This is a genomic window from Paracoccus sp. (in: a-proteobacteria), from assembly GCF_047605025.1.
Lineage (GTDB): Bacteria > Pseudomonadota > Alphaproteobacteria > Rhodobacterales > Rhodobacteraceae > Paracoccus.
This window is the reverse complement of record NZ_JASGGO010000001.1, coordinates 250,700-276,907: the sequence shown is the minus strand read 5'-3', so window position 1 is coordinate 276,907 and position 26,208 is coordinate 250,700. Positions and strand designations below refer to the sequence as shown.

General features: G+C 63.7%; 36 protein-coding genes. 2 read left to right on the top strand and 34 right to left on the bottom strand.

Features of this window, described 5'->3' with window-relative positions; genetic code table 11:
* Positions 1 to 11: 11 nt before the first annotated feature.
* The 22 genes from rpsK to QM682_RS01210 all read right to left on the bottom strand — a co-directional run bounded on the left by rpsK (position 12) and on the right by QM682_RS01210 (position 13,553).
* The gene (gene rpsK / locus QM682_RS01315) at positions 12 to 401 is read right to left on the bottom strand and encodes a 30S ribosomal protein S11 (protein WP_011747123.1); all 390 of its coding nucleotides are present in this window, start codon (positions 399 to 401) and stop codon (positions 12 to 14) included.
* 11 nt (positions 402 to 412) lie between these two features.
* A complete protein-coding gene (rpsM, locus tag QM682_RS01310; protein WP_415126298.1) occupies positions 413 to 781 on the bottom strand; it encodes a 30S ribosomal protein S13 in 369 nt (122 codons plus the stop codon).
* A 206-nt stretch (positions 782 to 987) separates the two neighbouring features.
* Positions 988 to 1,656 (bottom strand): adenylate kinase, encoded by a 669-nt coding sequence (locus QM682_RS01305; RefSeq protein ID WP_415126296.1) that lies wholly within the window; start codon positions 1,654 to 1,656, stop codon positions 988 to 990.
* Positions 1,657 to 1,692: 36 nt separating this feature from the next.
* A complete protein-coding gene (secY, locus tag QM682_RS01300; protein ID WP_415126294.1) occupies positions 1,693 to 3,066 on the bottom strand; it encodes a preprotein translocase subunit SecY in 1,374 nt (457 codons plus the stop codon).
* 103 nt (positions 3,067 to 3,169) lie between these two features.
* On the bottom strand, positions 3,170 to 3,655 hold the full coding sequence (rplO, locus tag QM682_RS01295) for a 50S ribosomal protein L15 (RefSeq protein WP_415126292.1): 486 nt from the start codon (positions 3,653 to 3,655) through the stop codon (positions 3,170 to 3,172).
* A 139-nt stretch (positions 3,656 to 3,794) separates the two neighbouring features.
* A complete protein-coding gene (locus QM682_RS01290; protein ID WP_415126290.1) occupies positions 3,795 to 4,805 on the bottom strand; it encodes an acyltransferase family protein in 1,011 nt (336 codons plus the stop codon).
* Between the two features lie 146 nt (positions 4,806 to 4,951).
* Positions 4,952 to 5,710: a hypothetical protein gene (locus QM682_RS01285; protein WP_415126288.1), complete on the bottom strand. Its 759-nt coding sequence runs from the start codon at positions 5,708 to 5,710 to the stop codon at positions 4,952 to 4,954.
* A gap of 164 nt (positions 5,711 to 5,874) precedes the next feature.
* Positions 5,875 to 6,063 carry a 50S ribosomal protein L30 gene (gene rpmD, locus QM682_RS01280; protein ID WP_011747117.1) on the bottom strand — a complete coding sequence of 63 codons (189 nt, stop codon included), beginning with the start codon at positions 6,061 to 6,063 and terminating at the stop codon, positions 5,875 to 5,877.
* Between the two features lie 11 nt (positions 6,064 to 6,074).
* Positions 6,075 to 6,641 (bottom strand): 30S ribosomal protein S5, encoded by a 567-nt coding sequence (gene rpsE, locus QM682_RS01275; RefSeq protein ID WP_415126285.1) that lies wholly within the window; start codon positions 6,639 to 6,641, stop codon positions 6,075 to 6,077.
* Between the two features lie 111 nt (positions 6,642 to 6,752).
* Positions 6,753 to 7,112, bottom strand: a complete 360-nt coding sequence (rplR, locus tag QM682_RS01270; RefSeq protein WP_415126283.1) for a 50S ribosomal protein L18 — start codon at positions 7,110 to 7,112, stop codon at positions 6,753 to 6,755.
* A gap of 11 nt (positions 7,113 to 7,123) precedes the next feature.
* Complete coding sequence (gene rplF, locus QM682_RS01265; RefSeq protein ID WP_415126281.1) at positions 7,124 to 7,657, bottom strand: 50S ribosomal protein L6; 534 nt, start codon at positions 7,655 to 7,657, stop codon at positions 7,124 to 7,126.
* A gap of 11 nt (positions 7,658 to 7,668) precedes the next feature.
* Positions 7,669 to 8,067 carry a 30S ribosomal protein S8 gene (gene rpsH, locus QM682_RS01260; RefSeq protein WP_415126279.1) on the bottom strand — a complete coding sequence of 133 codons (399 nt, stop codon included), beginning with the start codon at positions 8,065 to 8,067 and terminating at the stop codon, positions 7,669 to 7,671.
* A 9-nt stretch (positions 8,068 to 8,076) separates the two neighbouring features.
* Positions 8,077 to 8,382 carry a 30S ribosomal protein S14 gene (gene rpsN, locus QM682_RS01255; RefSeq protein ID WP_415126277.1) on the bottom strand — a complete coding sequence of 102 codons (306 nt, stop codon included), beginning with the start codon at positions 8,380 to 8,382 and terminating at the stop codon, positions 8,077 to 8,079.
* 18 nt (positions 8,383 to 8,400) lie between these two features.
* The gene (rplE, locus tag QM682_RS01250; RefSeq protein WP_415126275.1) at positions 8,401 to 8,961 is read right to left on the bottom strand and encodes a 50S ribosomal protein L5; all 561 of its coding nucleotides are present in this window, start codon (positions 8,959 to 8,961) and stop codon (positions 8,401 to 8,403) included.
* Entirely contained in the window at positions 8,961 to 9,266 is a 306-nt protein-coding gene (rplX, locus tag QM682_RS01245) for a 50S ribosomal protein L24 (protein WP_415126273.1), read from the bottom strand. Before rplX ends, rplE begins: the two co-directional genes overlap by 1 nt.
* The gene (rplN, locus tag QM682_RS01240; protein ID WP_010400243.1) at positions 9,266 to 9,634 is read right to left on the bottom strand and encodes a 50S ribosomal protein L14; all 369 of its coding nucleotides are present in this window, start codon (positions 9,632 to 9,634) and stop codon (positions 9,266 to 9,268) included. The genes rplX and rplN overlap by 1 nt, the downstream gene beginning before the upstream one ends.
* Before the next feature lie 51 nt (positions 9,635 to 9,685).
* Entirely contained in the window at positions 9,686 to 9,925 is a 240-nt protein-coding gene (gene rpsQ, locus QM682_RS01235) for a 30S ribosomal protein S17 (protein WP_155043101.1), read from the bottom strand.
* A gap of 12 nt (positions 9,926 to 9,937) precedes the next feature.
* Positions 9,938 to 10,144: a 50S ribosomal protein L29 gene (gene rpmC / locus QM682_RS01230; RefSeq protein WP_028718445.1), complete on the bottom strand. Its 207-nt coding sequence runs from the start codon at positions 10,142 to 10,144 to the stop codon at positions 9,938 to 9,940.
* Between the two features lie 520 nt (positions 10,145 to 10,664).
* The gene (locus tag QM682_RS01225; RefSeq protein ID WP_415126268.1) at positions 10,665 to 10,796 is read right to left on the bottom strand and encodes a hypothetical protein; all 132 of its coding nucleotides are present in this window, start codon (positions 10,794 to 10,796) and stop codon (positions 10,665 to 10,667) included.
* A 118-nt stretch (positions 10,797 to 10,914) separates the two neighbouring features.
* Positions 10,915 to 11,313 carry a (deoxy)nucleoside triphosphate pyrophosphohydrolase gene (locus QM682_RS01220; RefSeq protein ID WP_415126266.1) on the bottom strand — a complete coding sequence of 133 codons (399 nt, stop codon included), beginning with the start codon at positions 11,311 to 11,313 and terminating at the stop codon, positions 10,915 to 10,917.
* Positions 11,310 to 12,707, bottom strand: a complete 1,398-nt coding sequence (gene argJ, locus QM682_RS01215; protein WP_415126264.1) for a bifunctional glutamate N-acetyltransferase/amino-acid acetyltransferase ArgJ — start codon at positions 12,705 to 12,707, stop codon at positions 11,310 to 11,312. Before argJ ends, QM682_RS01220 begins: the two co-directional genes overlap by 4 nt.
* A gap of 3 nt (positions 12,708 to 12,710) precedes the next feature.
* Positions 12,711 to 13,553 (bottom strand): peptidylprolyl isomerase, encoded by an 843-nt coding sequence (locus QM682_RS01210; RefSeq protein ID WP_415126262.1) that lies wholly within the window; start codon positions 13,551 to 13,553, stop codon positions 12,711 to 12,713.
* Between the two features lie 218 nt (positions 13,554 to 13,771).
* On the opposite strand from QM682_RS01210, the gene secA reads away from it, so the two are divergent.
* Positions 13,772 to 16,477 carry a preprotein translocase subunit SecA gene (gene secA / locus QM682_RS01205; RefSeq protein ID WP_415126260.1) on the top strand — a complete coding sequence of 902 codons (2,706 nt, stop codon included), beginning with the start codon at positions 13,772 to 13,774 and terminating at the stop codon, positions 16,475 to 16,477.
* Positions 16,478 to 16,630: 153 nt separating this feature from the next.
* On the opposite strand, the gene QM682_RS01200 is transcribed toward secA, so the two are convergent.
* Positions 16,631 to 17,347: a response regulator gene (locus QM682_RS01200; protein WP_415126258.1), complete on the bottom strand. Its 717-nt coding sequence runs from the start codon at positions 17,345 to 17,347 to the stop codon at positions 16,631 to 16,633.
* Positions 17,344 to 17,862, bottom strand: coding sequence for a MarR family winged helix-turn-helix transcriptional regulator (locus QM682_RS01195; RefSeq protein WP_415126256.1), 519 nt, complete (start codon positions 17,860 to 17,862; stop codon positions 17,344 to 17,346). Before QM682_RS01195 ends, QM682_RS01200 begins: the two co-directional genes overlap by 4 nt.
* Positions 17,863 to 18,011: 149 nt before the next feature.
* On the opposite strand from QM682_RS01195, the gene QM682_RS01190 reads away from it, so the two are divergent.
* Positions 18,012 to 18,884 (top strand): branched-chain amino acid aminotransferase, encoded by an 873-nt coding sequence (locus QM682_RS01190; protein ID WP_415126254.1) that lies wholly within the window; start codon positions 18,012 to 18,014, stop codon positions 18,882 to 18,884.
* A 60-nt stretch (positions 18,885 to 18,944) separates the two neighbouring features.
* Here QM682_RS01190 and QM682_RS01185 read toward each other — a convergent pair whose 3' ends face one another.
* The 10 genes from QM682_RS01185 to folD form a co-directional block, all read right to left on the bottom strand.
* Complete coding sequence (locus QM682_RS01185; protein WP_415126252.1) at positions 18,945 to 19,133, bottom strand: hypothetical protein; 189 nt, start codon at positions 19,131 to 19,133, stop codon at positions 18,945 to 18,947.
* Between the two features lie 61 nt (positions 19,134 to 19,194).
* Positions 19,195 to 19,659, bottom strand: a complete 465-nt coding sequence (locus tag QM682_RS01180; protein ID WP_415126250.1) for a PTS sugar transporter subunit IIA — start codon at positions 19,657 to 19,659, stop codon at positions 19,195 to 19,197.
* Between the two features lie 81 nt (positions 19,660 to 19,740).
* Entirely contained in the window at positions 19,741 to 20,316 is a 576-nt protein-coding gene (gene hpf, locus QM682_RS01175; RefSeq protein ID WP_415126248.1) for a ribosome hibernation-promoting factor, HPF/YfiA family, read from the bottom strand.
* 171 nt (positions 20,317 to 20,487) lie between these two features.
* Positions 20,488 to 21,234: an LPS export ABC transporter ATP-binding protein gene (lptB, locus tag QM682_RS01170; protein WP_415126246.1), complete on the bottom strand. Its 747-nt coding sequence runs from the start codon at positions 21,232 to 21,234 to the stop codon at positions 20,488 to 20,490.
* A complete protein-coding gene (lptA, locus tag QM682_RS01165; RefSeq protein ID WP_415126244.1) occupies positions 21,221 to 21,718 on the bottom strand; it encodes a lipopolysaccharide transport periplasmic protein LptA in 498 nt (165 codons plus the stop codon). The genes lptB and lptA overlap by 14 nt, the downstream gene beginning before the upstream one ends.
* A gap of 50 nt (positions 21,719 to 21,768) precedes the next feature.
* Entirely contained in the window at positions 21,769 to 22,344 is a 576-nt protein-coding gene (lptC, locus tag QM682_RS01160) for an LPS export ABC transporter periplasmic protein LptC (protein ID WP_415126242.1), read from the bottom strand.
* Positions 22,344 to 23,288 (bottom strand): KpsF/GutQ family sugar-phosphate isomerase, encoded by a 945-nt coding sequence (locus QM682_RS01155; protein WP_415126241.1) that lies wholly within the window; start codon positions 23,286 to 23,288, stop codon positions 22,344 to 22,346. Before QM682_RS01155 ends, lptC begins: the two co-directional genes overlap by 1 nt.
* A gap of 9 nt (positions 23,289 to 23,297) precedes the next feature.
* Complete coding sequence (locus QM682_RS01150; protein ID WP_415126239.1) at positions 23,298 to 23,912, bottom strand: ribonuclease D; 615 nt, start codon at positions 23,910 to 23,912, stop codon at positions 23,298 to 23,300.
* 230 nt (positions 23,913 to 24,142) lie between these two features.
* Complete coding sequence (gene purU, locus QM682_RS01145; RefSeq protein WP_415126237.1) at positions 24,143 to 25,027, bottom strand: formyltetrahydrofolate deformylase; 885 nt, start codon at positions 25,025 to 25,027, stop codon at positions 24,143 to 24,145.
* Between the two features lie 123 nt (positions 25,028 to 25,150).
* On the bottom strand, positions 25,151 to 26,035 hold the full coding sequence (folD, locus tag QM682_RS01140; RefSeq protein ID WP_415126235.1) for a bifunctional methylenetetrahydrofolate dehydrogenase/methenyltetrahydrofolate cyclohydrolase FolD: 885 nt from the start codon (positions 26,033 to 26,035) through the stop codon (positions 25,151 to 25,153).
* Between the last annotated feature and the right edge of the window lie 173 nt (positions 26,036 to 26,208).

The window sequence follows — 26,208 nt, the reverse complement described above, 5'->3', positions numbered from 1 at the left end:
GTAGCTAAGGGTCAGACCCGGCGGCGTTTCGGCGGGCGGCAGCCGTTATGCGCGATCGGGGTCACGTCACGGATCGCCGTGATGTTGAAACCGACGGCGGCCAGGGCGCGCAGCGCGGATTCGCGGCCCGAACCGGGACCCTGAACCTCGACTTCCAGGGTGCGGACGCCATGCTCTTGCGCCTTCTTGCCCGCGTCTTCGGCGGCCATCTGCGCGGCATAGGGGGTCGACTTGCGCGAGCCCTTGAAGCCCATGGTGCCGGCCGACGACCACGAGATCGCATTGCCCTGCACGTCCGAGATCAGGATCTTGGTGTTGTTGAACGACGAGTTCACATGCGCCACGCCGGTGGCGATGTTCTTACGCTCTTTGCGCTTGATACGGGTTTTATCGCGTGCCATGTCCGTTCCCCTTATTTCTTCTTGCCGGCGATGGGTTTCGCCGGGCCCTTGCGGGTGCGGGCATTGGTATGCGTGCGCTGTCCGCGAACCGGCAGGCCGCGACGGTGGCGCAGGCCACGATAAGAGCCCAGGTCCATCATGCGCTTGATGTTCATCTGGGTTTCGCGGCGCAGATCGCCTTCAACGGTCAGGTTGGCGTCGATGTATTCGCGGATTTGCAGGACTTCAGCGTCCGACAGGTCGTTCACGCGGCGGGTCGGGTCGATGCCGACGGCCGAGATGATCTCATCGGCGAATTTCGGGCCGATCCCGTGGATATAGGTCAGTGCGATCGGGACGCGTTTCCCGGTCGGAATGTTGACGCCAGCAATACGAGCCACGCGTTCTTCCTTTTCATTGTTGCGGTTCCGTAGCACCGGAACCTTTTTTCACAACCAAAGACCCGAAAGCGTCGCCTTCGGGCCTTTGAGCGGCCACCCGATGATCCGGGCGATTCTCATGCGAGATGCCGCGAACTAAGGGATTCGCGGCAGAAGGTCAAGCCTTGTGGGCCAGACCCCGGCGTCAAGCCTTCACGCCCCCTCCTTCACGCATCCGAGGGGGCGGGCACCGCGTCCAGCACCTTGGCCACGGACGAGGCCACCTCTTCGATCTCGGCCAGGCCATCGACCAGATGCAGATTGCCCTTGCACCAGTAATAGCCGATCAGCGGCGAGGTTTTCTTGTAATACTCCATCAGCCGGGTCTTGAGGCTGTCTTCGTTGTCATCCGCGCGGCGGCGCAGGTCGGTCGAGCCACAGACATCGCAGACCCCGGTGATCTTGGTGGGCTTGGTCACGTCGTGATAGACCTCGCCGCAATTGCCGCAGGTGAAGCGCCCCGAGATACGGCTGACCAGGGCGGCGTCATCGACGCGCATCTCGATCACGGCATCGATCTTCTGGCCCTCCTCGGCCATCAGATCCTCCAGCGCGTCGGCCTGGGCCAGGGTGCGCGGGAATCCGTCGAAGATGAAGCCCCGCCCGCCGGCCTCGATCCTTTCACGGATCAGGCCGATGACGATCTCATCCGTGACCAACTCGCCCCGGTCCATGACCTTGGCGACAAGCTGACCCATTTCGGTGCCCGAGTTGCGCGCCTCGCGCAGCATGTCGCCGGTGGAGAGCTGGACCAAGCCCCGCTCTTCGATCAGGCGGCGCGCCTGGGTGCCTTTGCCGGCGCCCGGAGGTCCCAGCAGGATGATGTTCGTCGTCATGTTTGCCCCTTGTTCGCCCTTGCGGGCTGTCCCCTCTTATCGACGCGCGGGCGCCTTGCGGGGACGCGCGGCCCCCGTCTTGCCGCGTTTTCCGCGCAACTGCGACTTTTCGATCAGACCTTCATACTGATGCGCAAGCAAGTGGCTTTGCACTTGATTGATGGTGTCCATCACCACGCTGACCACGATCAGAACCGAGGTGCCACCAAAATAGAAGGGAATCGCCAGTTGGTGGCGGATGATCTCGGGCAGCAGGCAGACGGCCGCCAGATAGGCCGAGCCGATGACCAGGATGCGGCTGACCACATAGGTCAGATAATCCTCGGTGCGCTTGCCCGGCCGGATTCCGGGGATGAAGCCGCCCTGGTTCTTCAGGTTCTCGGCCACGTCTTCGGTCTTGAAGCTGACGTTGAACGTGTAGAAATAGGCGAAGAACACGATCATCGCCGTGAAGAACAGCAGGTAAAGCGGCTGGCCGGGGCCGAAATAGGCCAGGATCGTGGACATCACCGGGCCGGTCTGATTGCCCGAGAAGGTCGAGATCGTGACCGGCAGAAGCAGCAGCGAGGACGAGAAGATCGCCGGGATCACGCCCGCCGGGTTCACCTTGATCGGCAGGTGCGACGACTGGCCGTCATAGATCTTCATGCCGACCTGACGGCGCGGGTATTGGATGTGGATCTTGCGCAGCGCGCGCTCCATGAAGACCACGAAGGCGATCACGGCGACGACCATCACCACCACGCCCAGGATCACCGGGGTCGAGACCGCGCCCGAACGGCCCTGCGCCAGGAACTGCGCCAGGTGGCCCGGAATCTCGGCCACGATGCCGACGAAGATGATCAGCGAGATGCCGTTGCCGATGCCGCGCGCGGTGATCTGCTCGCCCAGCCACATCAGGAACATGGTGCCGCCGACCAGCGTGATCACGACCGAGACGCGGAAGAACATGCCCGGATCATGCGCCAGATTGCCGTGTTCAAGGCTGACGGCCAGGCCCCATGCCTGGAACAGCGCCAGCGCCACGGTGGCGTAGCGGGTATATTGGTTGATCTTCTTGCGGCCCGCCTCGCCCTCTTTCTTGAGCTGCTCCAGCGAGGGCAGCATCGAGGCCAGAAGCTGCACGATGATCGAGGCCGAGATATAGGGCATGATCCCCAGCGCGAAGACGCCCATCCGCCCCAGCGCGCCGCCGGTGAACATCGAAAGGATCCCGCCGATGCCCGCCTGCGCCTGGTCCATGAAGTTGCGCAGCGCCGCGCCGTCGATGCCCGGCACCGGGATATAGGTGCCCAGGCGGTAGATGATGAGAAGTCCGAGGGTGAACCAGATCCTTTGGCGCAGTTCGGACGCCTTGCCGAACGCGCTCCAGGAAAGGTTCGCGGCCATCTGTTCTGCGGCTGACGCCATAACATGCCCCTTCATGGCAGCGCCGCCGGATCGTTTCCCGATCCCGCGGCGCCTGGAAAACTTGGAATGCTATCTATTGGGCGCGGGCGCGCCCTTCAACAGCTTATTCGGCTGCGGCATCTTCTTTCGCGGCGCGGGTGACGGTGATCTTGCCACCCACTTTCTCGACCGCTTCGACGGCCGCCTTCGAGGCGCCGGCGACGGTCAGGTTCAGCGCGGCGGTCAGTTCACCCTTGGCCAGGACGCGCACGCCGTCCAGCTTGCGGCGAATGACGCCCGAGGCGACCAGCGCATCCTCGGTCACGGCGGCCGACGCGTCCAGCTTGCCCGCATCGACGAAGGCTTGCAGTTGGCCCAGGTTGACCACCGCGAAGTCCAGGCGATTCGGCTTGCTGAAGCCACGCTTCGGCAGGCGGCGATACAGCGGCATCTGGCCACCCTCATAGCCGTTCAGCGCGACGCCCGAACGCGAGGTCTGGCCCTTGATACCACGGCCGGCGGTCTTGCCCTTGCCCGAGCCGGGGCCGCGCGCGACGCGTTTTTTCTTGCGATTCGCGCCTTCGTTGTCGCGGATTTCATGCAGTTTCATATCGCTTCTCCTGAAGCCGGAAGCGCCCCATGAAGCGAAGGGGGCGGACACGGCATTTCTTGCTTGTTGAATTCGGTGCCCGGAACGGCACCGGCGGCTATCTAGACGCATGGGCAGCGCAGGTCAAGCCCGACCCGCCCTAGGGCGGTGTCCTTCCCTCGGGCATGGCCGGTTTCGAGCCGTGGCCCCAAGCGCGATGCAGCCGATGCGCCAGCGTGCCCATGGGCCTTTCGATCAGCAGATAGACCAGCACCCCCGCGATCAGACTGCCCGCCGCCACCAGCGGCGACGCAGCCGATTCGGGCAAGCCAGGCAGCTTTTTCACGACCCGAAAGCCAAGCGGGATGGCAAAGACCTGCACCAGATAGATCGAATAAGAGGCCGCGCCAAGCAGCATGCCCACCCTGCCCCGTGCCTGCGGCAGCCACACCAGCGCCGCGACGATCATCGCCGCCGGAATGCCGTAACCGATATGACGGGGCAGTTCCGGCCAGGCCATCATGGCCTTGGCCATCATGGCAAAACCACCCAGAACAAGGAACAGCCAGGGAACCGGAAGCGGCCGCGCGCCGCGCAGACGCCACGAGCCGATCAGCATGCCATAGACGAACTCGATCGCGAAAAGTCCGATAAAGCCGGCGATGTTCAGCGCCAACAGCATGGCCAGCACCGGAATCCAGGTCAGGCCCAGCGGCAGAAAGGCAAAGCTTAGCGAAAATGCCAAGTAAAAGATCCACTCATATTCCAGCGTCCAGCCCAGATAAAGCACCGGCATCCCATCGCCCAGCAGCCAGTTCACCATGAAAAGCGATGCCAGGGTCTTGCCCGGCGAAAAGCTGTCGCTGTTGAAAAGCTGCGGCAGGACCAGCAGCAACAGCGCCAGCAGCAGGGTCAGGATCCAATACATCGGCAGGATACGGATGGCGCGCTCGGCCAGGAAATCCGGCGCCGAGCGGTGCTTGCGCGCCTGCGACAGCACCATGACCAGGCCCGAGATCACGAAGAAGATGTCAACTCCGCTTTCGCCCCAGATCCCGAAATTGTCGATGATGCCGGCGGACATTCCCTCATTGCGGGCAGTCAGAGCGACATGGAACAGGACCACCATGCCGGCCGCGACAAATCGGAGGATCTGGATATTTCCAAGCAATTCATCACTCTCCTTGGCGCCGCGCCCGCAGGCGTCATGTCGTAGCGAGCTTAATGTATAATTTGTCTGTATTCACGGGATTTCGCATGCCCTTGCCACGGACGGCGGGTTCTTCGCCCCGCGCGGGCCAGCCACCAGCAGGATCTTCAGAACTGGAACCACGTTCCCAGCTTCACCGCCGGCTCTGACTTCCCCGAAAGCGGCGCGATGACGCCCAGTTCGATCTTGGCCGGGCCGGCCAGATCGCGCACCGCCGAAACCGAGAGCTTGCTGGAAAAGCCGGTATCGTCGCGATCCTCGAACTGGAGTTGCTGGATCAGCATGGTGCTGGCGAGGGCGTGCCAGCCCAGCGTCAACTCGGCCTTGGTCGTCGTCTCGGGGGTGATATAGCTGAGAATGCCGGCGCCGCTGCCGGAAAGCCGCTCGATCGCCTTCTGGTCCTTCATCGCGCCCGCCACCTTGACGCGCGCCTCAAGCCCCACCCAGCCGCCGCCCGGCAGGGCGCGCAGGCCGGGAATGCTGTCCCAGCCCCTGCCCCAGGCACCGCCGATCTGGCCCACCGGCAGATAGACCCCGTCCCGCTCTAGCATGCCGGCGCCCAGGGAAACGGTCAGCCGGCTCTGCCCCTCGCCATCGTCAAGTGCCCGTTGCAGCCACAGGATCACGCTGTTTTCGCCCGCGCTGGCATGGCCCAGTTCAAAACCCAACGTGCTGCGAGGGGTCATGCCATATTCGCCGTAAAGGCTGATATAACTATTATCTTCGCGGTCGCGCTCGGCCGAGAGCGACAGGAAGGTCGCATCCTCGGCCCGAGGCCAGGGACCGGCCAGCACCGGACCGGCCAGAAGGGCCAGCACCAATGCCAGTGCAAGACGAAGCGAAAGAAGGGGTGGAAACAGGGGCACGGGCGCGGCTCGCTTACGGAAGGAAACTTGCCGCCAGGTTAGAGCCAAGTCCTTAGCAAAGGATTAACGCCAGCGGACTGCCCGTGCCGCGATCCAAAAGAGCCGCCCGAAACGCAAAACGCCCCGGAAATTCCGAGGCGTTCCACAAGCTTTCACGAGGCCGATCAGCCGCGCTCTTCGATGATCACGGCCAGATGCGGGATCTTGGCGACCATGCCGCGCACGGCCGGGGTATCTTCCAGCTCGCGGGTGCGGTTCATCTTGTTCAGGCCCAGGCCCTTCAGCGTCTCGCGCTGGATGGCGGGGCGGCGGATCGGCGAACCGATCTGCTTGACGACGATGGTTTTAGCCATGTTGCCTCTCCTTACGCTTCGACCGCGGCTTCAGCCGGCTTGTCGTTCGGGGACAGGATCTCGGCCACTTTCTTGCCGCGACGCTGGGCGACGCTGCGGGGCGACGCTTCCTTTTTCAGGCCGTCGATGGTGGCGCGGATCATGTTATAGGGGTTCTGCGAGCCTTGCGACTTGGCGACGACATCCTGCACGCCCAGCATCTCGAAGACGGCGCGCATCGGACCACCGGCGATGATCCCGGTCCCGGGAACGGCGGTGCGCATGATCACCTTGCCGGCGCCATGACGGCCCTCGATGTCGTGGTGCAGGGTGCGGCCGTCGCGCAGCGGCACGCGGACCAGGCTGCGTTTCGCCTGCTCGGTGGCCTTGCGGATCGCCTCGGGCACTTCTTTCGCCTTGCCCTTGCCGAAGCCCACGCGGCCACGCTGGTCACCGACGACGACCAGAGCGGCGAAGCCGAAGCGCTTGCCACCCTTGACGGTTTTCGAGACGCGGTTGATCGCGACCAGACGATCGGCGAATTCCGGGGTTTCCTCGCGCTCTTCGCGGCGGCCCCGACGGTTTTCACGTTCTGCCATGCGGCATTCCTTATATCTGGCGCGTCCTCGCGCCGTTAAATCCAATCCTGGTGGGCCAAAGCCCCCGGATCATCGGGGCGGCGGACCGAAAAGGCCCGGCCGCCCGCAGGATCAGAACTTCAGACCGCCTTCGCGGGCTGCGTCGGCCAAAGCCTTGACCTTGCCGTGGAACAGGAAACCGCCACGGTCGAAGATCACCTCTTCGACGCCGGCCAGTTTCGCGCGTTCCGCGATGGCCGCGCCGATCTTGGCGGCAGCCTCGACGTTGTTCTTGCCCACCACGCCCAGGTCCTTCTCCAGCGACGAGGCCGAGGCCAGCGTGACCCCTTTCACGTCGTCGATCAGCTGAACGCTGATATTCTTGGACGAACGGTGGACGGACAGACGCGGACGACCATTGGCGATGGTCCGCAGTTTGTTCCGCACGCGCAGGCGGCGCTTCTGGAACAGCTCTTTCTTGTTCAGTGCCATTTTTGCGCCCCTTACTTCTTCTTGCCTTCCTTGCGGAAGACGACCTCACCCTTGTAGCGGATGCCCTTGCCCTTGTAGGGCTCGGGCTGGCGCCACTCGCGGATGTTCGCGGCGACCTGGCCGACCAGTTGCTGGTCGATGCCTTCCACCACGATTTCGGTCTGCTTCGGCGAGGTGATGGTCACGCCTTCCGGCGTTTCGAAGTTCACATCGTGCGAATAGCCCAGAGCCAGTTTCAGGGTCTTGCCCTGCATGGTGGCGCGGTAACCCACGCCCTGGATCTCAAGCTCTTTCTTGAAGCCGGTGCTGACGCCGACGGTCAGGTTCTCGACCATCGAGCGGGTCATGCCCCATTGCTGGCGCGCGCGCTTGGACAGGCCGCGCGGAGTGACTTTCACCGCGCCGTCTTCCAGGGCCAGGGTCACGTCATCGGTCGCCGTGAAGCTGCGGGCGCCTTTCGGACCCTTCACCTCGATCGTCTGACCCTTGATCTCAGCGGTCACGCCCTGCGGGAGGGCGACCGGTTTTTTACCAATCCGAGACATCTCTGCCCTCCTTAGAACACGGTGCAGAGCACTTCGCCGCCGACGTTGGCGTTGCGCGCTGCTGCATCAGACATGACACCTTTCGGCGTCGAGACGATGGAAACGCCCAGGCCATTGCGGACCGAGGGGATTTCCTTGGCGCCGGCATAGACGCGGCGGCCGGGTTTCGAGACACGGGCCAGTTCGCGGATGACCGGAGTGCCTTCGAAATACTTCAGGCTGATTTCCAGTTCCTTGTGACCGGCTTCGGTCGTGGTTTCTTCATAGCCGCGGATGTAACCTTCGGCTTTCAGCACGTCCAGGACCCAAGCGCGCAGCTTCGAGGCCGGAGTGCGAACGGTCGATTTGCCGCGCATCTGTGCGTTGCGGATGCGGGTCAGCATATCGCCGAGCGGATCGTTCATCGACATATTGCCCCCTTACCAGCTCGATTTGACCATGCCGGGGATCTGACCGAACGAGCCAAGCTCGCGCAGCATGATCCGCGACAGTTTCAGTTTACGGTAATACGCGTGCGGACGGCCGGTCAGTTGGCAGCGGTTGTGCAGACGCGTGGCCGAGGAGTTGCGCGGCAGTTCAGCCAGTTTCAGGCTGGCCTTGAAGCGCTCTTCCATCGGGCGGGACTGGTCGTGGACGACATCGTTCAGGGCGGCGCGCTTGGCGGCGTATTTCTGAACCAGACGCTCGCGCTTCTTCTCGCGCTCGACCATGGATTTCTTAGCCATATCTTCTTCCCTTTGCGATCAGCTGTTGAACGGCATGTTGAAATGCTTCAACAGCGATTTCGCTTCCGCGTCGGTCGTCGCGGTGGTGCAGATGATGATGTCCATCCCCAGAACTTCGTCGACCTTGTCGAAGTTGATTTCCGGGAAAACGATGTGCTCCTTCAGGCCCATGGCATAGTTGCCGCGGCCGTCGAAGGACGAGCCCTTGACGCCGCGGAAGTCGCGGACGCGGGGCAGTGCGATGGTGATCAGGCGGTCCAGGAATTCATACATCCGGTCGCCGCGCAGGGTCACTTTCGCGCCCAGCGGCATTTCCTCGCGAACGCGGAAGCCGGCGATGGATTTCTTGGCATGGGTCACCACGGCCTTCTGGCCGGCGATCAGCGAAAGCTCCTCGGCGCCCTGCTTGACCTTCTTGGTGTCCTTCACGGCCTCGCCGATGCCCATGTTCAGGACGATCTTGTCCAGACGCGGGATCTGCATGTCGTTCTTATAGCCGAACTCTTCTTTCAGGGCAGCGCGGATGCTGTCCTTGAAGAGCGCCTTCAGACGCGGGGCGTAGGTGGCTTGGTCCAGCATCAGATCACGTCTCCCGTGGTCTTGGCGAAACGGACCTTGTTGCCGTCTTCCACGCGGAAGCCGACGCGGGTCGCTTTGCCGTTCTTGTCCAGCAGCGCGAGGTTCGACAGGTTGATCGGCATGGCTTTCGCCACGCGGCCACCTTGCGAGGTCTGGCTTTGGCGGGTGTGGCGGATCGCGATATTGACGCCGTCAACGATCGCCTTGTTCTCTTTCGGGAACACGGTCGAAATCTCGCCCTGCTTGCCTTTGTCCTTGCCGGCCAGCACGACGACCTTGTCGCCCTTTTTCAGCTTGGCAGCCATTACAGCACCTCCGGCGCGAGCGAGATGATCTTCATGAAGTTCTTGGCGCGCAGCTCGCGGACGACCGGCCCGAAGATACGGGTGCCGACCGGTTCGCCCTGGTTGTTCAGGATGACGGCGGCGTTGCGGTCGAAGCGGATCGAGGTGCCGTCCTCGCGCTTCACTTCTTTGGCGGTGCGCACGACGACGGCCTTGCGGACATCGCCTTTCTTCACGCGGCCGCGCGGGATGGCCTCCTTGACGGAGACGACAATGATGTCGCCCACCGACGCATAGCGACGGTGCGAACCACCCAGGACCTTGATGCACTGCACCCGGCGAGCGCCGGAGTTGTCAGCGACATCCAGATTGGTCTGCATCTGGATCATAGGGTTACTCCCGACCTTTGGGGACCGCGCAGAACGGCCCCAGGGTTTCGATTAGACTGCGGCGTCGACCAGAACGGTCCAACGCTTGGTTTTCGAGATCGGCGCGCATTCGACGATGCGAACGGTGTCACCGACCTTGAACTGGTTCTCCGCGTCATGGGCGCGGTATTTCTTGGACGAGCGCACGGTCTTGTGCAGCAGCGGGTGCTTGAAACGGCGTTCGACCAGGACCGTGACGGTCTGTTCGTTCTTGTCGCTGACGACCTTGCCTTGCAGGATGCGTTTGGGCATGAACCTGGCTCCTTAGTTCGACGCAGCGGCGTCGGCCGCTTTCTGGTTCAGAATCGTTTTCACGCGAGCCACGTCGCGACGGACGGCACGCATGCGAGCGGTCGATTCGAGCTGGCCGGTCGCCTGCTGAAAACGCAGGTTGAAGGCTTCTTTCTTCAGCGAAAGCAGCTGTTCCTTCAGCTGATCCGGCGTCTTGTCTTTAAGTTCTTGCGCTTTCATGCGCCTCTTCCTTTCAACATCACCGGAGGGCCCCTGCCAGGCAGGGCCACCCTGATTCCGGTGGAGTTTCATGATGAAGCCGTGCCTATAGGCGCGTTTCCCAGAAAACACAAGGGAATTATTCCGGCCCGCCCAGTCCGGCGCCGCTTGATCGGAATCGACGCACAATCAAAAGTTGTGTTCATATTGATTGAATCCGCATGGAAGGAAGCCGGGTGAAGCGGCTGCTCGGCGGCCATCCGACGCTTGCGATAGGAGCCGCGTCATTTAAGGATGAAGGCGATGGCCCCGCCCAGAGCCGGTAAAGAAAAGGCGCCTCCACCAGTGCCGCTCACTCCCCGCCGACGGCGCCAGCCGAGATATTCGGACCAGGGGCGTGAACCCAGCGGATTTCGCCGGTGCGGTGCATCAAAGCCTGTTTTACAAGGTCTCGCGAAGCGGCGCGGACCTTGCGCCAAATGTAAACGGGGCCCCCGAAGGCGCCCCGTTGATGCATTTGGCACTGTGCTTAGAGCCCTGGTCAGGCCATGACCACCGGCTTGCCTTCGTAAGTCTGCGCTCCGACACGAACAATGATATTGCCGTTCGAAACCTGACGTTCGAAGACGCCTTGGACAGAAATACAGCTACCGATGGTAATCGTGCGAATCATGTCCGATCTCCTCCCCTACAGAATTCCACGATTGCCACAAAAATATTAAAAGTTAACTAAGAATGTGCGCCGAGAGGGCATTTTGTTAAAATTTTCTGTCGAGGTCGACAATTTCGGCTCACAGCCAGTCCCGCAGAATGGGAATCAGAGGCAAATCCGCCGGCGGCATAGGATAATTGCATAAATCTTTTGCATATGCCCATGAAAGCGTCTGTCCTTCCTGGGGAATCGGAACGCCTTCCCAACGACGGCAAACATATAGCGGCATAAGCAAGTGGAAGCTGTCATAGGCGTGGCTGGCGAAAGTCAGCGGCGCCAGGCACGAGGACCAGGTCTGGATGCCCAGTTCCTCGTGCAGTTCGCGGATCAACGCGGTCTCGGGGCTCTCGCCCGGCTCGACTTTGCCGCCGGGAAACTCCCACAGCCCCGCAAGGGACTTGCCTTCGGGACGCCGTGCCAGCAGCACGCGGCCATCGGGATCGACCAGGGCGACGGCGGCGACAAGGACGATCTTCATGAGCGGTAATCGGCGTTGATGTCGATATAGCCATGCGTCAGGTCGCAGGTCCAGACGGTGCGGCTGGCCTCGCCAAGGCCCAGATCGACGCCGATGATCAGGCTGTCGCGCTTCATATAGGCGCTGGTCCTGGCCTCGTCGTAATCTGGCGCGCGCCAGCCCTTTTCCGCCAGGACCATGTCGCCGAAGCGGATGGTCAGCAGGTCGCGGTCGGCCTGGGCGCCGGACTTGCCGACAGCCATGACCACGCGGCCCCAATTGGCGTCCTCGCCCGCGATGGCGGTCTTGACCAGGGGCGAATTGGCGATGGCCATGGCGACGCGATGAGCATCCGCGGGGTCGGCGGCGCCGGTCACCTGGATCTCGACGAATTTCGTCGCTCCCTCGCCGTCGCGCACGACCTGCTGGGCCAGGTCCAGCATGACCTTGCCAAGCGCCCGCCCGAACGCCTTCGCCGCGACCGAGCGCAGGTCGGTGATCGGCGCGGCGGGCGATTTCCCCGTCGCCGCCAGCAGCAGCGCGTCCGAGGTCGAGGTGTCGCTGTCCACCGTGATCGCGTTGAAGCTGTTCGCCAACTGTCCGTTCAGAAGCCTTTGCAGCAGATCGGGCGCAACCTTCGCATCGGTGAAGATATAGACCAGCATGGTCGCCATGTCTGGCGCGATCATGCCCGAGCCCTTGGCGATGCCGACGATGTTGATCGCGCCGCCCTCAGCCTCGAAACTGGCGGCGGCACCCTTGGGGAAGGTGTCGGTGGTCATGATGGCATGCGCCGCATCCGCCGCGCCGGCCTTGTCCAGCCGACCCGCCAGATCGCCGATCACCGCCGTGATGCGCTCGGCCGGAAGCGGCTCGCCGATCACCCCGGTCGAGGATGAGAACACCCGGTCCCGAGGCACGGTCAGCGCCGAGGCGACGCCCCCCGTCACCCGGTCCACCGCGTCCTGTCCGCTTTTGCCGGTAAAGGCGTTGGCATTGCCCGAGTTCACGATGATCGCCGCGCCGGAACCAGTGTCCTGCTTCAGCGCCAGCTTCGCCTGGCAATCCAGCACGCTGGCCGCGCGGGTCGAGGATTTGGTGAAGGCCCCCGCGATCGTCGTGCCCGGCGCCAAGCGGATCAGGGTCACGTCCGTGCGGCCCTTATATTTGACCCCCGCCGCGCCCGCCGAGAACTCGACGCCCTCGATCACCGGCAGGTCGGGAAAGCCCGCAGGTGCCAGGGGCGAGACCTTCTTGCCCCCCTGCGCCGGCGCGACCGCCGAAGCTGTTACAGAAGCCGGCGAGACGATGCCCTCCGCCGCCTCTTTCAGGGCCAGCTTCAGCTTCTTCATCTTCTTCTTCAGAACCTTCAGCTTCTCAGCCTGGGGCGTCGCCTTCTTCGATGGCTTGGCCATGGATCACTCTCCCAGAATATCGGTCTTGCCCAGCAGGGTCGGGTCCAGGCCGGGGGTCTTCTCGACCTTGGATTCGGCCACGCGCTGTTCGATGGCGGCCTGAACCTTGTCGCGGCGGACCTGAACGGCAAGCTGGTCCTTCACCTCGTCAAGCTTCGGCGGCTGGACCTCGCGCTGATCGATCAGCTTGATCACATGCCAGCCGAACTGCGTCTCGACAGGGGCCGAAACATCGCCCTTTTTCAGCGACTTCACGGCATTGGCGAAAGGTTCGACCATCTGCTCGGGCTGGAACCAGCCCAGATCTCCCTTGTTCGGCCCCGAGCCGGGATCGGTCGACTTCTCGGTCGCAAGCTGGCCGAAATCGGCACCGTCCTTCAACTGGGTCTCGATGGCGTCTGCCTCTTCCTTGGTCTTCACCAGGATATGGGCGGCATTGTATTCGACCTGGGGCGCGACCTGGCCACCGAAAGCCTGGTCATAGGCGGCCTTCAACTCATCCTCGGTCGGCTCGGCCGAAGCCACCTTCTCAAGCACGGCGCCGGCCAGATAGGCGCGCTTCTCGATCTCCAGGGCGGCGATGTCATGCTTGCTCAGCGGCAGGGCCTCTTGCGCAACGGCGGTCTGGCGGATCATCTGATCCAGCATCAGATCCCATAGCGCGCTGTCGGGCAGCCCCTGGGTCGTCTGCGCGTCCAGCCCCTGGCGCATCGCGATCAACTGACCCAGGGTGATCGTCTCGCCATTGACGGTCGCGACGACAGTGTCGGCATCCTGGGCAAGAGCGGGCAGCGCGGTCAGCGGAGCGGCGACAAGCGCCGTTGCGGCAAGAAGCGATTTCAGCATGGTTTTCCCCTTCTCGGGACTGGTTTCACTCGGACGCGTCCCACAAGGCGCGCGGGCGCGAACATTGACAGTTTGGCATGCGGGGCATAAGTCCGGTCCAACCGAAAATGCGCGCCCGTCGCCATTTTACCCGCCCATGTGATAGGGCAAGGCGAATGGTGGCGGCAAGTGGGCGGAACGTCCCGCGCACCCACAGATACGCGAATTTGAAGGCTCATATGCTCGGCATCGGAAACTTGGCGAAACTGGTCTTTGGAACGCCCAATGACCGCAAGGTGAAATCGGCCCGCCCGCTGGTGGCCCAGGTCAATGCGTTGGAGGAACGCTTCCGCGCCATGTCCGACGCCGACCTGATCGGCAAGACCCGCGAATTGCAGGCCAAGGCGCAGGGCGGCGAAAGCCTGGACGCATTGCTGCCCGAAGCCTTCGCCAATTGCCGCGAGGGCGCGCGCCGCGCGCTTGGCCTGCGCGCCTTCGACACGCAGATCATGGGCGGCATCTTCCTGCATCAGGGCAATATCGCCGAGATGAAGACGGGCGAGGGCAAGACGCTGGTGGCAACCTTCCCCGCCTATCTGAACGCGCTGGCGGGCAAGGGCGTGCATGTCGTGACCGTCAACGACTACCTGGCCAAGCGGGACGCGCATTGGATGGGCAAGGTCTTCGCCCAGCTGGGGCTGACCACGGGCGTCGTCTATCCCTTCCAGGACGATGCCGAAAAGCGCGCGGCCTATCTGGCCGACGTGACCTATGCCACGAACAACGAACTGGGCTTCGACTATCTGCGCGACAATATGAAGGGCTCGATCGAGCAGATGACCCAGCGCGGCCATTTCTTCGCCATCGTCGACGAGGTGGACAGCATCCTGATCGACGAGGCGCGCACGCCGCTGATCATCTCGGGGCCAAGCCAGGACCGCAGCGAGCTTTACCGCACGCTGGACGCCTTCATGCCGGAGCTGACGCCCGAACATTACAAGCTGGACGAAAAGGCCCGCAACGCCACCTTCACCGAGGAAGGCAACGAATTCCTGGAAAAGCGCCTGCAAGCGGCGGGCGTGCTGCCCCAGGGCCAGACGCTTTACGACCCGGAATCCACCACCATCGTCCATCACGCCAACCAGGCGATGCGGGCGCACAAGCTGTTCATGCGCGACCAGCATTACATCGTGCGCGACGGCGAGATCGTGCTGATAGACGAATTCACCGGCCGGATGATGAAGGGCCGCCGCCTGTCCGACGGTCTGCACCAGGCCATCGAGGCGAAAGAGCGGGTGGACATCCAGCCCGAGAACGTGACCCTGGCCTCGGTGACGTTCCAGAACTATTTCCGCCTCTACGACAAGCTGTCGGGCATGACCGGCACCGCCGCGACCGAAGCCGAGGAATTCTCCGAGATCTACAAGCTGGGCGTGGTCGAGGTGCCGACGAACCGCCCCGTCCAGCGCGTGGACGAGCATGACCGTGTCTATCGCACCGCGACCGAGAAATACGCCGCCGTCCTGGAGGCGATCAAGGAAGCCCATGCCAAGGGCCAGCCGATGCTGGTCGGCACGACCAGCATCGAGAAATCCGAGATGCTGTCCCAGATGCTGACGCAAGCCGGCATCCCCCATAACGTCCTCAATGCCCGCCAGCACGAGCAAGAGGCGTATATCGTGGCCGAGGCCGGCAAGCTCGGCGCCGTCACCATCGCCACCAACATGGCCGGCCGCGGCACCGACATCCAGCTTGGCGGCAATGTCGAGATGAAGGTGATGGACGCGCTGGCCGCCGATCCCGAGGCCCATCCCGACGAGATCCGCGCCCGGATCGAGGCCGAGCATACCGCCGAGAAACAGGCCGTGCTGGACGCCGGCGGTCTTTTCGTGCTGGCGACCGAACGGCACGAAAGCCGCCGCATCGACAACCAGTTGCGCGGCCGCTCGGGCCGTCAGGGCGACCCCGGCCGCTCGCTGTTCTTCCTGTCGCTGGAAGACGACCTGATGCGGATCTTCGGCTCGGAGCGGCTGGACAAGGTGCTGTCCACCCTGGGCATGAAAGAGGGCGAGGCCATCGTCCACCCCTGGGTCAACAAATCGCTGGAACGCGCCCAGGCCAAGGTCGAGGGCCGCAACTTCGACATCCGCAAGCAACTCCTGAAATTCGACGACGTGATGAACGACCAGCGCAAGGCGATCTTCAGCCAGCGCCTGGAGATCATGCATACAGACGAGGTGGCCGAGGTCGCGGCCGACATGCGCGGGCAGGTGATCGACGACCTGATCGAGCAATACCTGCCGCCCCGCTCCTATGCCGAACAATGGGACGGCCAAGGTCTGCGCCAGGCCGTAATCGAGCAGTTGAATCTGGACCTGCCCATCGCCGAATGGGCCGCCGAGGAAGGCGTGGACCAAGAGACGATGCGCGAGCGGGTGCAGCAGGCTACCGACACTTATATGGCGCAGAAAGCCGAACAGTTCGGCCCGGAAAACATGCATCAGATCGAAAAGCAGGTGCTCTTGCAACAGATCGACGCCAAATGGCGCGAGCATCTGGTAACGCTCGAACATCTGCGCTCGGTCGTGGGCTTCCGCGGCTATGCGCAGCGCGATCCACTCTCGGAATACAAGACCGAGGCGTTCCAGCTTTTCGAGACCATGCTGGACGGGCTGCGCTTCGACGTGACCCAGCAGCTATCCCGCATCCGCCCGCTGACCGATGCCGAGCGCCAGGAGATGCTGCGCCAATACCAACAGCAGCAGGCCGATATCGAGGCGCATCTGCAACCCCAACATGAGGAAGCCGAGGGAGGCGAAGTCTCTACCCGCGTCGCCGGCTTCGATGAAAACGACCCCACCACCTGGGGCACGCCCTCTCGCAACGACCCTTGCCCCTGCGGCTCGGGCAAGAAATTCAAGCACTGCCACGGCGCGCTGTCATGATTCGGGGGCCTTCGGGCCCCTTTTCCATGCGCCGCCCCCGTGGAGCGGTCGAAATGGGTATTTGTAAAGCAAAGAAGGCTCAAGGGGGACGGCCCCCGCCCTTCTTTGCTTTACAAATACCCAGAACCGACGCTGACGCCCGCGCGGCTCGGATCAGTCGGGCACCAGCATATAGCCGGTGCCGCGCACGGTTTGCAGATAGCGGGGCTCGCGCGGATCCGGTTCTATCTTGCGACGCAGGCGGGTGATCTGCACGTCTATCGCGCGTTCCGAATTTTCTCCCGCATCCTCGACGGGGCTGCGGCCAAGATCCTCGATCAGTTCGCCGCGGCTGACCGGCTGGCGCGGCGTATCGGCCAGGCGTTTCAGCAGCGCCTGCTCGGTCCCGGTCAGGCGCAACGGGGTTTCTCCCTGCCAGAGTTCCCCCTTGTCGGCATCATAGCGCAGATGACCCATGGAGAGGAACTTCGGCCCCCTCTGCTCGGCCGCAGGGACGCGGCGCAGAATCGCCGAGATCCTGAGAAGCAGTTCGCGCGGCTCGAAGGGTTTGGGGAGGTAATCGTCGGCCCCGCTTTCCAGGCCCGCGATGCGGTCCTGCGTCTCGCCCCTGGCGGTCAGAAGCAGGATCGGCGTCGGCAGGCGCTTGCGCAGGTCGCGGGTCAGCGAAAAACCGTCCTCGCCGGGCATCATCACATCGAGCACGATCAGGTCGAAATCCAGGCCCGAGAGCAGCCTGCGCGCATGGGCGGCGTCGCGGGCGGCCGTGACCAGGAAGTCGTTGCGCATCAGGAAGCGGCGCAGGAGGCTGCGGATACGCTCGTCGTCATCGACGACCAGAATATGAGCAAAGGGTTGGTCTGAGTGGCTCATCTTGGGTCGGGCAGATCCTTCAGCGCCTTGAACTGACGCAGCGTATCACGATCCATCATCGCCTCAAGCACCTCGCGAAAGCCCGCGACCGCCTGCGGGCCCGCCGCGCGATAGGCGGCGCGCATGCGGGCGCGCTGCGATTCGGAGAGGCGGCGTTCAAGCGCGCTGCCTTGCTCGGTCAGGAAAAGTTGCCTTTCCCGGCGGTCGCGGCGACCGACGCGGCTTTCGACCAGCCCGTCCTCGACCAGGGTGCGCAGCACGCGGTTCAGCGACTGCTTGGTCACGCCCAGCACATCCAGCAGCGCCGTCACCGTCAGGCCAGGATCGCGATGGATGAAGTGCAGCGTGCGGTGATGAGCGCGGCCGTAATCCATGTCCGACAGGATCAGATCGGGATCGGCGGTGAAGGCACGATAGGCAAAGAACATCGCCTCGATCCCGCGCCGCAACTGATCATCGGTCAGAAACAGCAGGTTCTCGCCGCTGGCAGGAGCAAGACCGACTTTGTTCCGCATGATTTCCCCCTGCCGCATGGCTCTTATTACGTCAGGCTTGTTGACTTTCCAATGACGAATAGATAGCTCGCGGCTTGAGTTGCGCAACTTTATTCGCGGAATATGATTGTCTCGCGCAACAATCTGAAACGGACTGGCCGGAGGGAAAGATGGCAGGCGCTTACGATGATCGTGATGGCAAAATCTGGATGGATGGCCGGTTGGTGGATTGGCGCGATGCCAATGTCCATATCCTGACCCACGCCCTGCATTACGCAAGCTCGGTGTTCGAGGGCGAGCGCTGCTATAGCGGCAAGATCTTCAAGGGGCATGAACATTCGCTGCGGCTGATCGAATCGGCCCGCCTGCTGGACATGGAATCGCCCTATACCGCCGAAGAGATCGACGCCGCCAAGGAAGAGGTGCTGAAGGCCAACGGTTTCACCGACGCCTATGTGCGGGCGGTGATGTGGCGCGGCTCGGGGCTGGACATGGGTGTCTCGGCGGCGCGCAACCCGGTGCGCATGGCGGTCGCCTGCTGGGAATGGGGCAGCTATTACGGGGACGCGAAATGGCAGGGCGCCAAACTAGACATCGCCAAATGGAAGCGGCCCAGCCCCGAGACCATTCCCACGGCCGCCAAGGCCGCCGGGCTTTACATGATCTGCACCATGTCCAAGCATGCCGCCGAGGCCAAGGGCTGCTCGGACGCGTTGTTCATGGATTATCGCGGCTATGTGGCCGAGGCGACCGGCGCGAATGTCTTCTTCGTCAAGGATGACGAGGTGCATACGCCCCTGGCCGATGCCTTCCTGAACGGGATCACCCGCCAGACCGTCATCCAGCTTCTGAAGGACAAGGGCGTCACCGTGCATGAACGCCATATCATGCCCGACGAGGTCTCTGGCTTTCAGGAATGCTTCCTGACCGGCACTGCCGCCGAGGTCACCCCCGTCGCCCAGATCGGCGCGGATTGGCACTTCCAGGTCGGCCCGGTGACACGCGCCATCGCGGAAGATTACGAGAAACTGGTCCGCAACTGACTGCCCGCAGCAGGGAAAACCGGCCGCATCCCGAAGGGGGTGCGGCCGGTATCGTCAAGCTCAGGCGGTGCGGCCACGCTCGATCCGGGTGAATTCCTGCATGCGGTGATCCGCCTTGGCCTCATCCCGGCGCGGACGGGCATGCAGGGCGGCCACGGCCGGATGCAGCCCGCTTTCCCGGTCCTGCCGGATAAAGTTCAGGATGCGGCCCGCGCTGGTCCGATGCGGTTTGTCTGCGATATGCTTCATGTCTCACCTCCCATGAGAGAGGCACAGCATAACCCAATCCGGGCGGAATTTCACCCCCTTCTCAGGCGGCCTTGATGCCGGGGGCGGCGGCCAGCATCGCGTGAAGCGCCACGGGATCGTCATTGGCGCGAAGCTTGCTGCGCAGATCCTGGTCGCGCAGCGTGCGCGAGACCAGCGCCAGCGCCTTGAGGTGATCCACACCCGAGTTCTTCGGTGCCAGCAGGGCAAAGATCAGGTCCACGGGCTGGCGGTCCACCGCGTCGAAATCCAGCGGCTTCTCTAGCCGCAGGAACAGGCCGACCACCCGATCCAGCCCGTGCAGCCGCGCATGAGGCAGCGCCACGCCATGGCCCACGCCGGTCGGGCCCAGCGATTCGCGTTCCTGCAAGGCGTCCAGCGTCTGGGCGGCATCGACGCCGTAGATGCTGCGCGCCTGCTCGGCGATTTCCTGAAACAAACGTTTCTTGCTGGTGCTTTGCGTCATGGTCCGCACGGCGGCGGGAGACAGTATGTCGCTGATCTGCATATCGCCCAATAATTTGTTCAAGTCCCGGCCACGGTTCGCGCGGCCGGGACATCCATCCCGTTCGGCTGCACGCCGTGCAGTCTAACTTAGATTGCGGGGGTCGATCCAGCCCACGTTGCCATCATCCCGGCGATGGACCACGTTGACGCCCCCATGCTTCTCATTGCGAAAGACCAGAAGCGGGGTTCCGGCCAATTCCATCTGCATCACCGCCTCGCCGACGGACAGGGTCGGAAGCCTGGTTTCCATCTCGGCGATGATCATGGGTTGCAGGCCATCGTCCTGCGTTTCCCATTCGTCCTCGTCGGCGGCAAGCACATACATGTCCGCGCTTTCAAAAGCAACCGGCTCGATCCGGTCCTTGTGATGATCCTTGAGCCGACGCTTGTAGCGGCGAAGCTGCTTGTCCATCCGATCCTTGGCCTGATCGAAGGCGGCATAGATCTCGGTCGAGGCCCCCTTGGCCTGCACATTCAGTCCGGTGGACAGATGCACCACCGCATCACAGATGAATTCATGCGCATTACGGGAAAAGATGACGGTCGCATCCGTCGGACGTTGGGAATATTTCTCAATGACTTCGCCCAAATCGGTTTTGACATGCGTGGTAAGCGCATCGCCGACATCGATTTGTTTTCCGCTGATCTGATAGCGCATGTTGGTCCGTCCTTTCGGTTGCCCGGCCGTTACGTCACGCCGCCCTCGGGGCGTGCCGCCGGGGGTATCGACGGGCCGCGTCCTGGCCCGCCATATAAGCATTTGGTAACAGCCTTCGGTTCCTGTCAACGGGCGCGAAAAGAAGATTTTCAACCGGCGGGGCGGGCGGCCTCAGTTCATTCGGAAACCTTCGCCCAGATAGACGCGGCGCACCTGCGGGTCGTCCACGATCTCGGCGGTGGTGCCGGATTTCAGCACATGTCCGTCATGCAGGATATAGGCACGATCCACGATTTCCAGGGTTTCGCGCACATTGTGGTCGGTGATCAGCACACCGATGCCCCGGCTTTTCAGGTCGTGGACCAGGCCCCTGATCTCGCCCACGGCGATGGGATCGACGCCGGCGAAAGGCTCGTCCAAAAGCAGATAGGCCGGGTTCGCGGCCAGGCAGCGGGCGATCTCGACCCGGCGCCGCTCGCCCCCGGACAGCGCCATGGCCGAGGCGTTGCGCAGATGCTCGATCGAGAATTCGCCCAGAAGCGTCTCAAGCCGCTCGCGGCGGTGATGGGCATCGCGGCAGACCAGCTCCAGGACAGCGGTGATGTTCTGCTCGACCGAGAGACCGCGAAAGATCGACATTTCCTGCGGCAGATAGCCGATGCCCATCTGGGCGCGGCGATACATGGGCAGCGCGGTCGCGTCCCGGCCGTCGATCAGCACCTGGCCCGCATCCGGCGCGACCAGCCCTGCGACGCAGTAAAAGCAGGTCGTCTTGCCCGAGCCGTTCGGCCCCAGCAGCGCCACCACCTCGCCCCGGTCCAGGGTCAGCGCGACCTCGCGGATCACGGGCCGGTTGCGATAGGATTTGCGCAAGCCCCGGACACGCAGCCCCTGCATGGACGAATCAGTTCCCGGCATTCGCGCTTCCCGGCTGCAAGACGCTGCGCACGCGACCCTGGGCCTGGGCCGTGCCGCTGGCAAGGTTCACGGTGACGCTTTGCCCCGACAGCACGCTGGCGCCCTGGGTCAGCAGCACGTCCCCCGTCAGCACCACATTCCCCGAGGCCACGTCGTAATCGGCGGCCTTCGCCTCGGCCGCGTCCTGGCCGCTGGCCAGCGTGACATTGCCCTCGGCGTGAAGCTTGCTGATCTTTTGCGGATTGTTCGCGGCATAGGTCACGGTCACGCGGTCGGCGGCCAGGCGCATCTCGCCCTGGCCGATCAGCACATTGCCGATGAAGGTCGCAAGGCCGGTGGCCTGGTTCACCTGAAGGCTGTCGGCGGTAACCTCGACCGGCTGGCCCACATCCTGCGCCCGGCCGAAGCCGGTCTGCGCCAGGGCCGGCGTGGCCAGCGCAAGCGCAAGCGCCAGAAGAAGGGGCAGAAGGCCGGGCCGGGTCATCGTGGTTCCTTTCCGCCAAAGCGCCATCCCAGGGACGCCGGCACTTTGGGTCATGGGCGGTATATCAACCGAACTCCGCCCTTCAAATCAAGAAGCTGATCGGGTGATCGGGGCGCTGCGGGGCGCAATTCCATCCGCCCGGCGGTCAGATCGCCAAATGGCGCGCGGACGTTCACCTCCTGATCCGAACGCAGCGTGCCCTGGCTGGTCGAGGCCAGAAACTCGGGCGCCGTCACCACCCAGCCATCGGCGGTGGTCATCCGCACCCCCTGCCCCAGGGTGATCTGGTCGCCCTGGATACGCCCGTTGCCGGCGCTGACATCGGCTGCGCGCCCATCCTTGCCGCGCAGCGTCATGCGGACCGAGGAAACCTCGCCGTCGCCACTTTCCCCTGGCACCGCCTCGGCCCCCATCACGGTCAGTTGCGTGCCGTTGTCGGTGACGCCGGTATAGGTCGGATTGGTCATCGCCTGCCGCTCGGCCAGATCCTGGGGATCGACCGTGGCATAGGGAATCGTCGCGTCCGGTTCGGGCTTGCGGCCCAGAAGGAACAGCACCGACAGAAGCGCCAGCGCCGTCAGGGGCAGGATCACGCGCAGCCAGGCAACGATCCGCGAGCGCAACATCAGACCATGCCGGTGCGCAAAAAGTCGTGGATATGCAGCAGCCCGACGGGGCGGCCCTCCTCGACCACGAAAAGGCTGGTGATGCGGCGGGCCTGCATCTCGGCCAAAGCCTGCTCGGCCAGCCGGTCGGACGAGATCATGCGCGGGCCGCGCGTCATCACCTCGGCGGCGCGAAGGTTCAAAAGCCCGTCCATATGCCGCCGCAGGTCGCCATCGGTGATGATGCCGGACAGATTGCCCGCGCGGTCGGTGACGCCGGTGACGCCGAAACCCTTCTGGCTGATCACCAGCAGCGCCTCGGACATGGGCGCGTCCTCGGCCACCAGAGGGATATCGCGATGCATCAGGTCGCCCACCCGCGACAGCTTCGCCCCCAGCTTGCCGCCGGGATGAAAGGTGCGGAAATGCTCGGGCGTGAACTTGCGATGCTCCATCAGCGCGATGGCCAGCGCATCCCCCAAGGCCATGGTCATCGTGGTCGAGGTCGTCGGCACGATCCCCGAGCCACAAGCCTCGGGCGCGGCGGGCAGGACCAGGGCCACGTCCGATTGCCGCAGCAACGTCGAATCGGGCCGCGAGGCCACACCGATCAACGGAATCCGAAACCGGCGGGTATGGGCGATCAGGTCGGCCAGCTCCGGCGTCTCGCCGGAATTCGACAGCACCAGGGCCACGTCGCTTTGCGTGACCATGCCCAGATCGCCATGGCTCGCCTCGCCCGGATGGACGAATTGCGCGGGCGTCCCGGTCGAGGCCAGCGTTGCCGCGATCTTCCTGCCCACATGGCCCGACTTGCCCATGCCCGAGACGACGACCCGCCCGGTCGCGGCCAGGATCGTCTCGATGGCGCGGTCGAAATCGCCGTTCAGCCCCAGCGCCAATGCGCTCAGGCCCTCGATCTCGGTGCGGATCACCCGCTGGGCTGTGGTCAGATATGCGCTCATGTCCGTCATCTAATGGCGGAAGATGTCGTTTTCATCCCCCCAGCCCAACAGGTCCAGATGGGCACGGGCGGGAAGAAAGTCGAAACATGCCTGCGCCAGGCCCAGCCGCCCCTCGCGCTCCAGCCGCTGTTCCAGCGCGTCCTTGAGCCGGTGCAGGTAAAGCACGTCCGAGGCAGCATATTCCAGTTGCGCGTCACTCAGGTCGGCCGAGCCCCAGTCGCTGGTCTGCTGCTGCTTCGAAATATCGACCCCGACCAACTCGGCCAGAAGGTATTTCAGCCCATGCCGTTCGGTGAAGGTGCGGATCATCTTGCTGGCGATCTTGGTGCACCAGACCGGCGCCGCGACCACGCCGAACGCAGCCTCCAGCGCGGCGATGTCGAAACGCCCGTAATGGAACAGCTTCAGCACCTTGGGATCGGCCAGCATGCGGCAAAGGTTAGGCGCGCCGCGCTGGCCGCGCGCGATCTGGACCAGATGCGCATCCCCATCGCCCGAGGAAAGCTGCACCAGGCAAAGCCGGTCGCGCCGCATGTCGAGGCCCATGGTCTCGGTGTCGATGGCCACGACGGGGCCGAAGTCCAGCCCCTCGGGCAGGTCATTCTGATAAAGATGGATGCTCATGCAAGGTTCCGGAGCAAATGAGAACACAGGTCTAGCCCCTTTTGCCCCCGCCGCGCCAGACCCCGCGGATGGAGCTTCGTCGGGCTGGGTTGCCTCCGGCGGGGATATTTGAACAAGAAAGACCTGCCGGGACAAAGGGCGCGACAGCCTGGGCAGGAAGGGCGGGGATCGGGCGGGGGGCAGGATAGCCCGGCGGAAGGGTTCTGTTCCAGCCCCGGCTTCTTCTTCGCTCAGCCCATTCTTTCGCTGGCATGGCTTCCTGGCGATGCGGGGAAGATGACGGTCTTGTTTCCGTTGAGGAAAGCCCGGCGGTGGATATGGGCGTGGATGGCACGGGCCAGCACCTGGCTTTCCACGTCGCGGCCCAGGCTGACGTAATCCTCGGGCGATTGCGCATGGGTCACGCGGATGGTGTCCTGCTCGATGATCGGGCCTTCGTCCAGATCGGCGGTGACATAATGGCTGGTCGCGCCGATCAGCTTCACGCCGCGCTCATAGGCCTGCTTATAGGGGTTGGCGCCCTTGAAGCTCGGCAGGAACGAGTGGTGGATGTTGATGATCCGCCCCGACATCCGGCGACACATCTGGTCCGAGAGCACCTGCATATAGCGCGCCAGGACGATCAGCTCGGCCCCGGTCTCCTCGACCAATGCCATGATGCGGGCCTCGGCCTCGGGCTTGTTGTCCCTGGTGACCTTGATGCAATGGAAGGGAATGTCGTGATTCACCACCACCTTCTGATAGTCCATGTGATTGCTGATCACCGCCACGATGTCGATCGGCAGCGCCCCGATCCGCCAGCGATACAGCAGGTCGTTCAGGCAATGACCGAAGCGGCTGACCATGATCACCACCTTCATCTTCTCGGCCTCGTCATGGATGGCATAATCCATGCTGAACTCGGACGCCGCCTCGGCCAGGCCCGCGCGCAGCGCCTCGACCCCGACCCCCGTTTCGGCCAGGAAGCTGACGCGCATGAAAAAGCGGCCTGTCTCGGTATCGTCGAACTGGCTGGAATCGGTGATGTTGCAGCCCTGCCGGGCCAGATAGGTCGAGATCGCCGCCACGATCCCGCGGGTCGAGGGGCAGGTGACGGTCAGGCAGTATTTGGTCATCAGGCGCTCCACTGCGGGCCAGGGCCCATGCTTCTTTCTTGTGCAAATATCCTGGGGGGAAGGTTTTCCCGACCCCATTGAGGGGTCGGAAAAACCTGGGGGGCAAAGCCCCCCGGCCCCGGTTCAGCCAGGCCATGCAGGATCGGGCAGGCCGCTGATCCGGCAGCAAGCGGTCAGCGTATTGGCCAGAAGGCAGGCGATGGTCATCGGCCCGACGCCCCCCGGCACCGGGGTGATGGCGCCGGCGACCTGGACGGCCGCCTCGAAGTCCACATCCCCCACGAGCCGGCTTCTGCCTCCCTCCACGATGCGGTTGATGCCCACGTCGATCACCGTGGCGCCGGGCTTGATCCAATCCCCCCGGATCATCCCTGGCCTGCCCACGGCCGCGACCAGGATATCGGCGCCGCGGCAGATCGCCGCAAGATCGCGCGAGCGCGAATGGGCGACGGTCACCGTGCAATTCTCGGCCAAGAGCAATTGCGCCATCGGCTTGCCCACGATGTTGGAGCGCCCCACGACCACCGCGTTCTGCCCAGACAGGTCGCCCAGCCGGTCCCTGAGCATCATCACGCACCCCAGCGGCGTGCAGGGCACCATCGCCTTCTGCCCCGTCCCGAGCCGGCCCACATTGCCGATGGTGAAGCCGTCAACATCCTTTTCCGGCGCGATGGCGTTGATCACCGCCTCGGCGTCCAGATGCGCCGGCAGCGGCAGTTGCACCAGGATCCCATGCACCGCCGGATCCGCGTTCAGCCCCCCGATCAGCGACAGCAGCACCTCCTGCGAGGTCTCGGCCGGAAGCTTGTGCTCGAAACTCGCCATCCCCGCCTCGCGCGTCTGGATGCCCTTGTTGCGCACATAGACACCCGAAGCCGGATCCTCACCCACCAGAACAACCGCCAAGCCGGGAACAAGGCCCCGAGACGCCAGCCCGGAAACCGCCTCGGCCACATGACCGCGAACGCGGGCCGAATATAAACGTCCGTCGATGAGATCCGCCACCATCTTCCAACTCCTTCGCTTCGTCGTCCCGGCCACCGTGCCCGTGCCCGGATTCCCGCCTGCGGATAGCGCAGCCGCCGACAAGAGCAAAGCACTGCTTTCGGGGCAAATGCGCCGCGCCTTGGCTTCGGCAGATCCCTTGTCGCGAAAAACCCCTTGGGTCGCGGGCACTTTCC